Raw genomic sequence first — 14,015 nt, forward strand, 5'->3', positions numbered from 1 at the left:
GGGCAAGACGGCACACCTCCTCCAGCGGAAGATCGGCCCACTGACCGGTGAACAACGTGAACTGACGCGGCATATCCCGGAACCCTCCTCAGACAGCGATCGGTGTGTAGACGGAGTTCTTCTCGGCGCTCTCCTCCACCGCCGCCAGCACCCGCTGGACCTGAAGACCGTCGGCGAACGACGGACTCGGGTCAGTGCCGGACGCGATCGCGTGCACGAGGTCGCGGGCCTGGTGCACGAAGGTGTGTTCGTAACCGAGGCCGTGACCCGGCGGCCACCAGGCGTCGAGGTAGGGGTGGTCGGGCTCGGTGACGAGGATGCGGCGGAAGCCGGCGTGGGTGCCGGGTTCGGTGCCGTCGTGGAAGCTGAGTTCGTTGAGGCGCTCCAGGTCGAAGGCCAACGAGCCGCGGTCACCGTTGAGTTCGATGCGCAGGGAGTTCTTGCGGCCGGTGGCGTAGCGGGTGGCCTCGAAGGAGGCGAGGGCGCCGGAGGCGAGGCGGCCGGTGAAGAGGGCGGCGTCGTCCACGGTGACCTGGCCGGTACCGGCCTCGGAGACGGCGGACAGGCCCTTCACGGCACCGGCGAGCGGGCGTTCCCGTACGAAGGTCTCCGTCAGGGCGGAGACTCCGGCCAGCGGCTCTCCCGCGAGGTACTGCGCGAGATCGATGATGTGGGCGCCCAGGTCGCCGAGCGAGCCGGAGCCGGCCTGTTCCCTGCGCAGCCGCCAGGTCAGCGGGAACTCCGGGTCCACGAGCCAGTCCTGAAGGTACGTCACCCGGACGTGCCGCAGCTTGCCGAGCCGTCCCTCGGCCACCATCCGGCGGGCCAGCGCGGTGGCGGGCACCCGGCGGTAGTTGAAGCCCACCATCGCCAACTGGCCGCGCTGGTGCGCCTCTTCGGCGGCGAGGGCCATCCGCTCGGCCTCTTCGACGGTGTTGGCAAGGGGCTTCTCGCAGAGCACGTGCTTGCCCGCGGCCAGGGCGGCGACGGCGATCTCGGCGTGGCTGTCGCCGGGCGTGCAGATGTCGACGAGGTCGACGTCGTCCCGCTCGATCAGGGCCCGCCAGTCGGTCTCGGCGGCGGCCCAGCCGTGCCGGTCGGCGGCCCGGCGCACGGCGTCCGCGTCCCGTCCGCAGATCGCGGCGAGCACCGGACGGCGGGGCAGGTCGAAGACGCGTCCGACGGTCCGCCAGCCCTGGGAGTGGGCGGCGCCCATGAAGGCGTAACCGACCATGCCCACCCTCAGAGGCGCCTTCCCTGCCTCTTCTGACTGCTGCGGCTGTGCCATGCGCGATGTCCTCCTCGTCGTCGTGGCGCGGTGGGGGGTGCAGCCCGGTCCGTCGACGAACCGGGCTCCTGGGCCCTGCCCCGTGGACCGGCTCGGCCGCGGCGCACCGCCGCCCGTGGCCGGCCCGGTCCCGGTGACCGGCCCTGGATCGGTACGCCTCACTTGAAGCCGGTGGACATGTACTGGTCGACGTTGGTCTTGTCGACGACCGCCGAGTAGAGCGTCAGGGAGGCCGGGATCTCGAACTCGGCGAGGCCGCTGACCCCCTTGGCCTGGCCGAGGGCGCGGGCGAGGTCGATCGCCGAGGCGGCCATGGTCGGCGGGTAGAGGACGGTCGCCTTGAGGACGCCGTTGTCCTGCTTGATGGCCTGGAACGCGGACAGGGCGCCCGCGCCGCCGACCATCAGGAAGTCCTCGCGCCCGGCCTGGTCGATGGCGCGCAGCGCGCCCACGCCCTGGTCGTCGTCGTGGTTCCACAGGGCGTCGAAACTCGACTGGGCCTGGAGGAGCTGGGCCATCTTGGCCTGCCCGGACTCGACCGTGAACTCGGCGGCCTGGCGGGCCACCTTCTTGATGTTCGGGTAGTTCTTCAGGGCGTCGTCGAAGCCCTGGGTGCGCTGCTTGGTGAGCTCCAGGTTGTCGAGTCCCGCCAGTTCGATGACCTTGGCGTTCGACTTCCCCTTGAGCTTCTCGCCGATGTAGTGACCGGCGTTGAGGCCCATGCCGTAGTTGTCGCCGCCGATCCAGCAGCGGTACGCCTGCGGGGTGTTGAAGATCCGGTCGAGGTTGACCACCGGTATCCCGGCCCGCATGGCCTTGAGTCCGACCTGGGTGAGGGCCTTGCCGTCGGCGGGCAGGACGACCAGGACGTCGACCTTCTTGTTGATGAGGGTCTCGATCTGGCCGATCTGCTGGGCGGTGTCGTTGGAGCCCTCGGTGATCTCCAGCGTGACGTCCGAGTACTTCTTGGCCCGGTTCTTGGCGTTGTCGTTGATGGCGTTGAGCCAGCCGTGGTCGGCCTGCGGTCCGGCGAAGCCGATGGTGACGGCCTTGCCCGGCTTGTCCTCGGCGGCCGGCTGGTCGTTCGCGGCGGGCGCCTCGTCCTTGGAGTCGTTGCTGGTGCAACCGGCGAGAAGGGCCCCGGCCCCCACGGCGGCGGTTCCGAAGAGCAGTCCTCTACGGCTCGTAAGCTCAGGCATGTCCGTGAACCCTTTCCTCAGGTCGTGCTTGCGGTACGGCGCTGGACCAGCACGGCGGCGACGATGATCGCGCCCTTGGCGATCTGCTGGACGTCGCTCTGCAGGTTGTTCAGGGCGAAGATGTTGGTGATGGTGGTGAAGATCAGGACGCCGAGCACGGACCCTGTGATGGTGCCGCGCCCCCCGGTCAGCAGGGTTCCGCCGATGATCGCGGCGGCGATGGCGTCGAGCTCGTAGAGGTTGCCGTTGGTGTTCTGGCCGGAGCCGGACAGGATGATCAGCAGGAAAGCCGCGATGCCGCAGCACAGCCCGGACAGCAGATAGAGATAGAGCCGCTGCCGGCGTACGTCGATGCCGGCGAGGCGGGCGGCCTCCGCGTTGCCGCCGACCGCGACGGTGCGCCGGCCGAAGGTGGTGCGGTTGAGCACCAGCCAGCCGATGATCGTCACGACCGCGAAGACCATGACGAGCGGGGGTACTCCGAGGACGTAGGCGTCCCGCTCGCCCAGGTCGAGCACGGAGGGGATCGAGACGATCTGCGTCCGGCCGTCGGTGATCTGGAGCGCGAGTCCGCGGGCCGAGGCGAGCATCGCGAGGGTGGCGATGAAGGGGACCATCCCGCCGTACGCGATCAGCAGCCCGTTGACCAGGCCGCAGCCGACTCCGACGAGCACCGCGGTGAAGAGGATGCCCGCGAAGCCGTAGTCCTGGGTGGCGACGGTGGTGGCCCACACCGAGGCCAGGGCGACGATCGCGCCGACGGAGAGGTCGATGCCGCCGGAGGTGATGACGAAGGTCATGCCGACGGTGACGACACCGATCACCGAGGCCTGGGTGAGGACGAGTTGGAGGTTGCGGGTGTCGAGGAACTCGTCGGGCTTGGTGATGCCGCCGATGAGGATCAGTACGGCGAGCACACCGAGGAGGGACAGCGTGCGGACGTCGGCGCGGGCGAACACCCCTCGCCAGGCGGACGGTTCACTCACCGAAGGCACCTTGTCGGCGCTTCCCCTGGGCGGGGACACGGGCTGCGTCATGACGCCGGGCTTCCTTCCATGACGAGGTCGAGTACACGGTGTTCGTCGAGCTCACGGGCGGGCGCGGTGTGCACGACACGCCCCTCGCGGAGCACCAGGACGCGGTCGGCGAGGCCGAGCACCTCGGGGACCTCGCTGGAGACCAGCAGCACCGCGAGCCCTTCGTCGGCGAGGCGCCGGACGACCGCGTACAGCTCGGCGCGGGCGCCGACGTCGACACCCCGGGTGGGTTCGTCGAGCAGCAGGACCCGGCAGCCGCGGAGCAGCCAGCGGGCCAGGACGGCCTTCTGCTGGTTGCCGCCGGAGAGGGTGCGGATCGGCACGGAGGGGTTGTCGGGCCGCAGCGACAGCTCGCGGGTGGCGGTCCGGGCGGCGCCGAGTTCGGCGCCCCGGTCGATCCAACCGCCGCGCGAGAAGCGGGACATGGAGGAGACGGAGACGTTGCGGGTGACCGACTCCAGCATCAGCAGGGCCTGCGCCTTGCGCTCCTCGGGGGCGAGCCCGATGCCGGCCCGTACGGCGGCTCGGACGCTGCCGGGCTTCAACACCTTGCCGTCCACGACGACTTGGCCGCTGCTCGGCCTGCGGGCGCCGTAGACGGTCTCCAGGATCTCGGAGCGCCCCGAGCCGACGAGTCCGGCGAGACCGACGATCTCCCCCGGGTGGACCTCCAGGTCCAGGTGCTCGAACTCGCCCTGCCGGGCGAGGCCCTTGACCTCCAGGACCGGCGATCCACCGGGCGCCGAGACAGGCCGCTCGGGAAACACGTATTCCACGTTCCGTCCCGTCATCAGCGCCACGACCTCACGCGTCGGCGTCGACTTCGCGGGCAGCCCGACCGCGACTGCGCGTCCGTCCTTGAGGACCGTCACCCGGTCGCCGATCCGCCGGATCTCCTCAAGCCGGTGGGAGATGTAGACGACGGCGACACCGCCGGCGGTGAGGTCGCCGACGATCCGGAACAGGTTGTCGACCTCGTCCGGGTCGAGGGCGGCGGAGGGTTCGTCCATCACGATCAGCCGTACGTCGTGGGAGAGCGCCCGCGCCATGGACACGATCTGCTGCTGGGCCGCCGACAACTCCCCGACCAGGCGCGCCGGATCGATCTCCGGGTGCCCGAGTCGCTTCAGCAGCGCGGCCGTCGCGGCCCTGGCCGCCTTTCCCCGTACGACGAAGCCCGCGGCCGTGGGTTCATGGCCCAGGTGGACGTTCTCGGCGACGGACAGGTGCTCCACCAGGTCGAGTTCCTGGTAGATGGTGGCGATGCCGAGCCGCATGGCGGCGATCGGCGAGCGGAGTGCGGCCTCCTCGCCGCGCCAGCGGATGGTGCCGGTGTCGGGCTGGTGGGCACCGGCGAGGACCTTGATCAGGGTGGACTTGCCGGCCCCGTTCTGGCCGAGCAGACAGTGCACTTCACCGGCCTGGACGTCGAGGTCGACGCCGTCGAGGGCCCGGACTCCGGGGAACGACTTGGTGATGCCGGACATGCTGAGCAGCGGTGGTTCTGGTGCCATGAGGTCCCCTTGGCGGGCGTGCGGCCGGTTTCAGGGCAGGGCGAAGCAGGGCGCTGTGCGGGCGGGTCTCGGGAGAGCGGGTGCTTACAGCCGTGGGAGAGGCGGGTGCTTACGCGGGTGAGCCGTAGGAATGGCAGGTATCTACGCGGGTGAGCCGTAGGAATGGCGGGTGCCTACGCGGGCGAGCCGTAGGAATGGCGGGTGCTTACGCGGGTGAGAACAGGTGGTCGCTGATGAGCCGGGCCGCGCCGATCACTCCGGCGGTGGGGCCCAACTCCCCCAGAACGATGGGCAGGTTGCCGGTCGCGAGAGGCAGCGACTGGCGGTAGACCTGGGTGCGGATCGCGGCGAGCAGGGTGTGGCCGAGGCCGGTCACTCCGCCGCCGATCACCACCAGGCCCGGGTTGAAGAAGCTGACGAGTCCGGCGATGACCTGGCCGGTGCGGTTGCCGCCCTCGCGGATCAGGGTGAGCGCGGTGGCGTCGCCGGCGGCGGCCGCCGCAGCCACGTCGACGGCGGTCAGGGTGCCGTTCGCCGTCAGCAGTGCGGCGAGTTCGTCCGAGCGCCCCTGCTCGGCCGCCTCCACGGCGTCCCGGGCGAGGGCCGCCCCGCTGAAGTGGGCCTCCAGACAGCCCCGGTTGCCGCAGGCGCACGGACGGCCGTCGGGCACGGCCTGGATGTGCCCGATGTCGCCCGCGCTGCCGGTCACTCCGCGGTGCACGTCACCGCCGGCGACGATCCCGCAGCCGATACCGGTGCCGATCTTGACGCAGAGGAAGTCGCCCACGGAGCGTGCGACACCCGCGTGCATCTCCCCCATCGCCATCAGGTTCACGTCGTTGTCGACCATGACCGGACAGCCGAGTTCCTGACTGAGCGCCTCCCGCACGGGAAAACCGTCCCAGCCGGGCATGATCGGCGGAGCCACCGGGACACCCTCGGGAAAACGGACCGGTCCCGGGACGCCGATTCCGGCGCCGTCGAAACCCTCCGCGAGCCCGGAGGCCCTCAACTTCGCCGCCATGGACAGCACTTGCTCGAAGACCGCGACCGGGCCCTCGCGGACGTCCAGGGGTTGGTTGAGGTGTCCCAGGATCTCCAGTTCGGCGTTGGTGACGGCGACGTCGACCGAGGTCGCGCCGATGTCCACGCCGAGGAAACGCAAGGCGGGGGCGAGCCGGATGTTGTGGGAGCGGCGCCCGCCGCGGGAGGCGGCGAGTCCGTCGGCCACGATCAGGCCCGTCTCCAGGAGCCGGTCCACCTCCACGGCCAGCTTGGACCGTGACAGGTCGACCTGATCGCCCAGTTGCGCCCGGGAGTTGGGGCCTCCGTCGCGCAACAGCTTGAGCAGCCGGGCCTGATGCGCGTTCGCGGGTCGTGCCGTCATACGTCTCACGAGCCCCTCCCCGCCTCATTCGGCCACCAGTTTCCGGGCTTTCGAGGGGAACGTAGCAGTGGCCGCCGAACCTGGGAAGAAGCTGTGCAGAGATTACTGCCGACTTTCTCCACTCACAGGACAAAGAACGGTCGCCCTCTGGCGCCTGGACCCGCGCCCCCACAGGATGGGCGCTACAGCCGACGAGAGGGGGAGCACGTGTTTCTGGTGACGGGTGCGACGGGGAACGTGGGGGCCGAACTCGTGCGCGCGCTGGCCGAGTCCGGCGAGCGGGTGCGGGCGGTCAGCCGGTCCGGACGGAGCGACGGGTTACCGGCGGGCGTGGAGGCCGTGGCGGGCGATCTCAACCGGCCCGAGACGACCAAGGCCGCGCTGGACGGCGTACGGGGGCTGTTCCTGATGCCCGGTTACGGCGGGCAGCGGCAGATCCTGGCGGACGCGCGGGCCGCCGGGGTGGAGCGGGTCGCGCTGTTGTCCGGCAGGTCCGCGGGCTCGGGCGACCGGGAGAACGCGGTCGCCGGCTATCTCATCGACGCGGAGGACGCCGTACGCGAGTCGGGGCTGGACTGGACGGCCCTGCGGTGCACGAGCTTCATGTCCAACGCGCTGGAACTCGCGGACCAGATCCGCAAGGGCGACACGGTACGGGTGCCGTTCCCGGACGCGTACACCACCGACGTCGATCCCTACGACATCGCCCAGGTCGCCCAACGCGCCCTGGTGACCGGTGACTTCGCCAACCGGGTGCTCGACGTCACCGGCCCGGAGGCCCTGTTGCCCGCCGACCGGGTCCGCGTCCTGGGCGAGGTGCTGGGCCGGGACCTGCGGGCGGTCGGGCTCACGCCCGAGGAGGCGCGTGCCGATCTGGAGTCCCGTATGCCCAAGCCCTATGCGGACGCCTTCGTCAGCTTCTTCCTCGACGGCACGCTGGACGAGTCGGTGGTGCTGCCGACGGTGGAGGAGGTCACGGGCCGGGCGCCGCGCACCTTCACGCAGTGGGCGCGGGCCCGGGCGGACGCCTTCCGGTGAGGTGAAGGACGAGGTGAGGAGTGAGGTGAGGGCGAGGTGGAGCAGGGCGACTACGACCGCTGACGCGCGTGGTACGACGTCCGCGTGTGCTCGGTGTGCTCCCGCATGAGTTCCGTCGCCCGCCGCTGGTCCCGCTCGGCGATCGCGGCGATCAGGGCCCGGTGCTCGATCCAGGACTGGCTGCCGCGCCGGCGGGCGATCGGGGTGTAGTACCAGCGGACCCGGCGGTCGACCTGGGCCGCGAGTTCGGCGAGGACCGCGTTGCCGGCCAGCTCCATGATCTGGGCGTGGAAGCGGGCGTTCATGGCGACGGCGCCGTCGACGTCGTCGGCGGCCACGGCCTTCTCGCCCTCCGAGCACAGCTCCTCAAGGGCGGCGATACCGGCGCTGCCCGCGTTGGCGGCGGCGAGCCGGGCCGCCTCGGCCTCCAACAGGGTGCGCACGGTGAGGAGTTGGTCGGCCTCCTCCTCGGTGGGCTCGTGCACGAACGCGCCCTGCGCGGGCCGCAGATCCACCCACCCCTCGGTGTTCAGCCGCTGCAACGCCTCCCGCACCGGCTGCCGCGAGACCCCGAGATGCCCGGCGAGCTCACTCTCCACGAGATGCTGGCCGGGCTGGAGCGCACGGGTGGTGATGAGTTCCAGCAACGCCTCATAGACCCGGTCCCGCAACGGCCCGGGCCGTTCGAGCTTGGGTACGGCTCCCTGCGGCAGTCCTGTGGACAACATCGCGGTCCCCCTCCTCGGCGGCCCGTGCACAGCAACCGGAATCGATTGCTTTTTGTCTACAGTCTACGGCGCACAGAGGCCAGGGAAACAGGGAGTTGGGATCGTCACACCGCTCATCTCCGGCACAACTCAGGGGCAGCGCACGACCTGGCCCGCGTACGACAGGTTGCCGCCGAAGCCGAAGAGGAGGACCGGATCCCCGGTCGAGATCTCTCCCTGCTCCACCAGCTTCGAGAAGGCGAGCGGAATGCTGGCCGCCGAGGTGTTGCCGGAGTGCACCACGTCCCGCGCGACCACCGCGTTCACCGCGCCGATCTTCTCCGCGAGGGGCTCGATGATCCGCAGGTTGGCCTGGTGGAGCACGACCGCGGCGAGGTCGGCGGGGGTCAGCCCGGCGCGCTCGCAGGCCTGCCGGGCCAGCGGAGGCAGCCGGGTGGTGGCCCAGCGGTAGACGCTCTGCCCCTCCTGCGCGAACCGCGCCGGCTCGCCCTCGATCCGCACGGCGTGCCCCATCTCGGGCACCGACCCCCACAGCACCGGCGAGATCCCGGGGACGTCGGTCCCCTCGACGACCGCCGCGCCCGCCCCGTCCCCGACGAGCACACAGGTCGTGCGGTCGGTCCAGTCGCACACCGCGGACATCTTGTCGGCGCCGATCACCAGCGCCCGGGTCGCCGCGCCCGCCCGCACGGTGTGGTCGGCGGTCGCGAGCGCGTGGGTGAACCCGGCGCACACCACGTTGACGTCCATCGCGGCGGGCGAGGGGATGCCGAGCCGGGCGGCGACCCGGGCGGCCATGTTCGGGGACCGGTCCACGGCCGTGGAGGTGGCGACCAGGACCAGGTCGATGTCGGCGGGGGCGAGCCCGGCCGAGGCCAGCGCCTTGGCGGCGGCGTGCGAGGCGAGCTCGTCGACCGGTTCGTCGGGACCGGCGATGTGGCGGGTGCGGATGCCCACCCGGCTCCTGATCCACTCGTCGCTGGTGTCGACCAGTCCGGCGAGGTCCTCGTTGGTGAGCACCTCGGCCGGCTGGTAGTGGCCGACGGCGGCGATCCGCGAGCCGTTCATGGGGGGTCCCCCTCGTTGCCTTGGGTAGCGGGATCCACCAGTCTGATCAGTGACTCACGGGTACGCGGACACGTAAGGCCACAGGAAACGGGCGCCCGAGTTGTCGGCTTCCCTCAGACCCTCGGACGCCCGAACACCTGCCGAACGGTTACCCGGTGAACAACTGCGTCGCCTTCTGGACGAGCTCGTAGACCCCGTAGGCGAGCGGCGCGCCCACCCACACCCAGGCGAGGGCGATCAGCGGACGCCGGTCAGGCGGGCTCTGACTGCTGTCGGGCTGTGACATCGGCGGCCTCCTTCGGTGCGGGGATGTGGTGACGGGCGTTGACCGGGCGGACCAGCTCGTTGGCGACGAAGCCGACGACCAGCAAGCCGATCATGATCATGAAGGAGAGGCTGTAGAGGGCGGAGCCGCTCTTGCCCGCGTCCTCCTGCCGGTCGGCGATCCAGTTCACGATCAGCGGCCCGAGGACACCGGCCGTGGACCAAGCGGTGAGCAGCCGCCCGTGGATGGCGCCGACCTGATAGGTGCCGAAGAGGTCCTTCAGATAGGCGGGGATCGTGGCGAAGCCGCCGCCGTAGAACGAAAGGATCACCAGCGCGCACAGGATGAACAGCGGCTTGGAGGAGTCGCCGAACAGAGCGATGCACCCGTACATCACCGCGCCCACGCCCAGGTAGACGCGGTAGATGTTCTTCCGTCCGATCAGGTCGGACGTCGAGGACCAGCCGATGCGCCCGGCCATGTTCGCCGCCGAGAGCAGCGCCACGAATCCGGCCGCGGCCGACACCGAGACCGGGGTGGAGGTCTCCTTGAAGAAGTCCGTGATCATCGGGGCGGCCTTCTCCAGGATGCCGATGCCCGCGGTCACGTTCATGCAGAGCACGACCCACAGACACCAGAACTGGGGCGTGCGCACGGCGTTGCGCGCCGAGACCTGCGGTCCCTCGAAGGCGCTGGGGGCGCTCTCGACCGGCTTCTCGCTGCGCGGCACGCGCACCAGCAGGACGCCGAGGAGCATGAAGACGGCGTACGACAACCCGTGCACGAGGAAGGCCAGGGCGATCCCGGAGCTGTCGGAGCCGAAGGACTCCAGCATCTGCGCCGACCAGGGCGAGGCGATGAGCGCGCCGCCGCCGAAGCCCATGATCGCGATGCCGGTGGCCATGCCGGGCCGGTCGGGGAACCACTTGATGAGGGTGGAGACCGGGGATATGTAGCCGATGCCGAGTCCGATGCCGCCGACGAAGCCGTAGCCGAGGACGATCAGCCAGTACTGCTCGGTGGCCGCGCCCAGCGCGGACAGCAGGAAACCGGACGAGAAGCAGATCAGCGCCACGGTCATCGCCCAGCGCGGCCCGTTGCGCTCGACCAGCGTGCCGCCGAACGCGGCGGAGAGGCCGAGCATGACGATGCCGAGCTGGAAGGGCAGCGCGCTCTGGGTGCCGCTGAGGCCGAGCGCGGATTCGAGCGGCGGCTTGAACACGGACCAGGCGTAGGCCTGTCCGATGGAGAGGTGGACCGAGAGAGCGGCCGGGGGGACGAGCCAGCGGCTCCACCCCGGGGGCGCGACAGGGGGACTCATGATCCCGGACGGTAGGAACTAATGAGCGAGTTGAAAAGGCGGCGCGTCGACCGTATGCGATGAGCGGTATGCGAGACGCGACGAACGGTCGGACCGGCCGATGCCCAAGGCCGGTTCAGGTCTTGCGCGAACCCTTGCTGCCCCAACTCCCATACTGTAGACAATATTCCGTCGACAGATTCAGACAGAGTTCGACGGTCCATCAGAGTTCGACGTTCCATCTCCGCGGTATCCCTCGACCGAACGGAGCTCCCTCATATGAAAGTCGCAGTCCTCGGCGCCGGTGCCATCGGCGCCTACGTCGGCGCAGCGCTCCACCGCGCGGGCGCCGATGTGCATCTCATCGCCCGTGGACCGCATCTGGCGGCCATGAGGCAGCACGGTGTACGGGTGCTCAGCCCGCGCGGCGACTTCACCGCCCGCGCGCACGCCACCGACGACCCGGCCGGGATCGGCCCGGTCGACTACGTCTTCCTCGGCCTCAAGGCCAACTCGTACGCGGCGTGCGGGCCGCTGATCGAGCCTCTGCTCCACGACGGCACGGCGGTCGTGGCCGCCCAGAACGGCATTCCCTGGTGGTACTTCCACCGGCACGGCGGCCCTTACGACGGCCACCGCGTCGAGAGCGTGGACCCGGCCGGCGCGGTCAGTGCGGTGCTCGCGCCCTCCCGGGCCGTCGGCTGCGTGGTGTACGCGGCGACCGAACTGGCGGAGCCGGGAGTCGTACGCCATCTCGAAGGCACCCGGTTCTCCGTCGGCGAACCCGACCGCAGTGTCTCCCGGCGGTGTCTCGCGCTCAGCGAGGCCATGCGGGCGGGTGGCCTGAAGTGCCCGGTGGAGCCCGATCTGCGGGCCGACATCTGGATCAAGCTGCTCGGCAACATCTCGTTCAACCCGATCAGCGCGCTGGCCCGCGCCACCATGCGGCAGATGTGTCTGCACGGCGGCACCCGCAAGGTCATCGAGACCATGATGGCCGAGACGCTCGCGGTCGCCGCGGCCCTCGGCTGCGAGGTCGGCGTCTCCATCGAACGCCGTCTGGCCGGCGCCGAACGCGTCGGCGACCACCGCACCTCCACGCTCCAGGACCTGGAGCGCGGCAAGCCGCTCGAACTCGACGTGCTGCTCGCGGCCGTGGTCGAGCTGGCGGAGATCACCGGCGTCCAGGTGCCCACCCTGCGCACCGTGCACGCCATCTCGGACCTGCTCGCGCTGAGGAGTGCCGCATGACCCGCCCCGAGGAGCGCCGCATGAGGAAACGGCAACCGAAGACCTACACGAGGCTCACCCACCCGCTCGTCCGCGACTCCCGCGACGAGCCCTTCCGGCAGGCGAGTTGGGAGGAGGCCCTGGACCGGGCCGCCCGCGGCCTGGAGCGCAACCGCGGTGCCTTCGGGATGTTCTCCTGCGCCCGCGCGACCAACGAGATGAACTACGTGGCGCAGAAGTTCGCCCGGGTCGTCATGGGCACCAACAACGTCGACTCCTGCAACCGGACCTGTCACGCCCCGAGCGTCGCGGGCCTGTCCGCGGCCTTCGGATCGGGCGGCGGCACCTCCTCGTACGAGGAGATCGAGCACACCGACGTCATCGTCATGTGGGGCTCCAACGCCCGCTTCGCGCACCCGATCTTCTTCCAGCACGTCCTCAAGGGCATCCGCAACGGCGCCCGCATGTACGCCGTCGACCCGCGCCGCACCTCCACCGCCGAGTGGGCGGAGAGCTGGCTCGGGCTCAACGTCGGCACCGACATCCCGATGGCGCACGCGATCGGCCGCGAGATCATCCACGCGGGCCTGGCCAACGAGGCGTTCATCGAGCGGGCGACGAGCGGCTTCGAGGAGTACCGGGCCCTCGTCGAACCGTGGACGCTCTCGCTCGCCGAGAAGGTGACGGGCGTACCGGCCGCCGCCATCAGGGAGTTGGCGCACGCCTACGCCCGCGCCGAACGCGCCCAGCTGTGCTGGACCCTCGGCATCACCGAGCACCACAACGGCACCGACAACGTCCGGGCGCTGATCAACCTGTCGCTGCTGACCGGGCAGGTCGGCCGCTACGGCGCCGGGCTCCAGCCGCTGCGCGGCCAGAACAACGTGCAGGGCGGCGGCGACATGGGCGCGATCCCCAACCGGCTGCCCGGCTTCCAGGACATCCTCGACCCCGGCACCCGGCTGAAGTTCGAGTCGGCCTGGGACACCGTCATCCAGCCGCACTACGGGCTGACCCTGACGGAGATGTTCGAGGCGATGGGCGAGGGCACGCTCAAGGCCGTCTACTGCATCGGTGAGAACCCGGCGCAGTCGGAGGCGGACAGCGAGCAGGCCGTACGGCGCTTCCAGGCCCTGGACTTCCTCGTCGTCCAGGACATCTTCCTGACGAAGACGGCCCAGTTGGCGGACGTCGTGCTGCCCGCGACCGCCGGCTGGGCGGAGACCGAGGGCACCACCACCAACAGCGAGCGGCGGGTCCAGCGGGTACGCCGGGCCGTGACCCCGCCCGGCGAGGCGCGCGAGGACATCGACATCATCTGCGACCTCGCGGGACGGCTCGGCCACGCGTGGAAGTACGCCGACTCCGAGGCCGTGTGGAACGAACTGCGGTCGGTCTCCCCGGACCACTACGGGATGACGTACGCCCGTCTGGAGGAGGAGCAGGGCATCCAGTGGCCCTGCCCGGACCCGGAGCGGCTCGAACCGACCTATCTGCACGGCAGGTTGTGGGAGAAGGACCCGGCCAGGCGCGGGATGCCGGCGCCCTTCGGGATCGTCCAGCACGACCCGCCGGTCGACCTCACCGACGAGCGGTACCCCGTGCGGCTCACCACCGGGCGCCGGCTCGACTCCTACAACACCGGTGTGCAGAGCGGGGGTTTCGCCTCCCCGCTGCGGCGCGGCGAGTACATCGAGCTGTGCCCGGAGGACGCCGAGCGCTACGGGGTGGTGGTCGGCGAGGAGGTGCGGGTGTCGTCGCGGCGGGGCTCGGTGACGGCGCCCGTCTGGGTCGACACCGCGCTGCGGCCCGGGCTCGCCTTCATGACCATGCACTTCCCCGACGAGGTGGACACCAACCAGCTGACGATCGAGGCCAATTGCCCCATCGCGGGAACGGCGGAGTTCAAGGCGTCGGCGATCCGCATCGACAAGCTCCCCGTCGCGACCATCGTGAGGTGA

Annotated in this window: 12 protein-coding genes; 3 read left to right on the plus strand and 9 right to left on the minus strand. The window is 70.5% G+C overall.

Annotation, left to right across the window (positions count from 1 at the left end; genetic code table 11):
- Nucleotides 1-88: 88 nt before the first annotated feature.
- From G3I78_RS41035 to G3I78_RS41055, 5 genes are all read right to left on the minus strand, one after another.
- The gene (locus G3I78_RS41035) at nt 89-1,288 is read right to left on the minus strand and encodes a Gfo/Idh/MocA family oxidoreductase (protein WP_164434482.1); all 1,200 of its coding nucleotides are present in this window, start codon (nt 1,286-1,288) and stop codon (nt 89-91) included.
- A 158-nt stretch (nt 1,289-1,446) separates the two neighbouring features.
- Nucleotides 1,447-2,487, minus strand: a complete 1,041-nt coding sequence (locus G3I78_RS41040) for a substrate-binding domain-containing protein (RefSeq protein ID WP_164434484.1) — start codon at nt 2,485-2,487, stop codon at nt 1,447-1,449.
- A gap of 17 nt (nt 2,488-2,504) precedes the next feature.
- Nucleotides 2,505-3,524: an ABC transporter permease gene (locus G3I78_RS41045; protein ID WP_164434492.1), complete on the minus strand. Its 1,020-nt coding sequence runs from the start codon at nt 3,522-3,524 to the stop codon at nt 2,505-2,507.
- Complete coding sequence (locus G3I78_RS41050) at nt 3,521-5,038, minus strand: sugar ABC transporter ATP-binding protein (RefSeq protein ID WP_164434494.1); 1,518 nt, start codon at nt 5,036-5,038, stop codon at nt 3,521-3,523. The genes G3I78_RS41045 and G3I78_RS41050 overlap by 4 nt, the downstream gene beginning before the upstream one ends.
- Nucleotides 5,039-5,243: 205 nt before the next feature.
- Nucleotides 5,244-6,425, minus strand: a complete 1,182-nt coding sequence (locus tag G3I78_RS41055) for an ROK family transcriptional regulator (protein WP_164434496.1) — start codon at nt 6,423-6,425, stop codon at nt 5,244-5,246.
- 216 nt (nt 6,426-6,641) lie between these two features.
- On the opposite strand from G3I78_RS41055, the gene G3I78_RS41060 reads away from it, so the two are divergent.
- Entirely contained in the window at nt 6,642-7,463 is an 822-nt protein-coding gene (locus G3I78_RS41060; protein ID WP_343243972.1) for an NAD(P)H-binding protein, read from the plus strand.
- Nucleotides 7,464-7,513: 50 nt separating this feature from the next.
- Here the strand turns inward: G3I78_RS41060 and G3I78_RS41065 are convergent, their stop codons facing one another.
- The 4 genes from G3I78_RS41065 to G3I78_RS41075 all read right to left on the minus strand — a co-directional run bounded on the left by G3I78_RS41065 (nt 7,514) and on the right by G3I78_RS41075 (nt 10,845).
- Nucleotides 7,514-8,191: a GntR family transcriptional regulator gene (locus G3I78_RS41065; RefSeq protein ID WP_164434499.1), complete on the minus strand. Its 678-nt coding sequence runs from the start codon at nt 8,189-8,191 to the stop codon at nt 7,514-7,516.
- 129 nt (nt 8,192-8,320) lie between these two features.
- Nucleotides 8,321-9,259, minus strand: coding sequence for a beta-ketoacyl-ACP synthase III (locus tag G3I78_RS41070; protein WP_164434501.1), 939 nt, complete (start codon nt 9,257-9,259; stop codon nt 8,321-8,323).
- A 148-nt stretch (nt 9,260-9,407) separates the two neighbouring features.
- Nucleotides 9,408-9,545 carry a hypothetical protein gene (locus tag G3I78_RS51385; protein ID WP_203616212.1) on the minus strand — a complete coding sequence of 46 codons (138 nt, stop codon included), beginning with the start codon at nt 9,543-9,545 and terminating at the stop codon, nt 9,408-9,410.
- Nucleotides 9,511-10,845, minus strand: coding sequence for an OFA family MFS transporter (locus G3I78_RS41075; RefSeq protein ID WP_164434503.1), 1,335 nt, complete (start codon nt 10,843-10,845; stop codon nt 9,511-9,513). The genes G3I78_RS51385 and G3I78_RS41075 overlap by 35 nt, the downstream gene beginning before the upstream one ends.
- A 258-nt stretch (nt 10,846-11,103) precedes the next feature.
- Here G3I78_RS41075 and G3I78_RS41080 point away from each other — a divergent pair, with 258 nt between their 5' ends.
- On the plus strand, nt 11,104-12,075 hold the full coding sequence (locus G3I78_RS41080) for a 2-dehydropantoate 2-reductase (RefSeq protein ID WP_164434505.1): 972 nt from the start codon (nt 11,104-11,106) through the stop codon (nt 12,073-12,075).
- A 20-nt stretch (nt 12,076-12,095) separates the two neighbouring features.
- Nucleotides 12,096-14,015, plus strand: a complete 1,920-nt coding sequence (locus tag G3I78_RS41085; RefSeq protein WP_164434649.1) for a molybdopterin-dependent oxidoreductase — start codon at nt 12,096-12,098, stop codon at nt 14,013-14,015.

The sequence above is a fragment of the Streptomyces sp. SID13726 genome (genome assembly GCF_010548375.1).
Classification (GTDB): Bacteria; Actinomycetota; Actinomycetes; order Streptomycetales; family Streptomycetaceae; genus Streptomyces.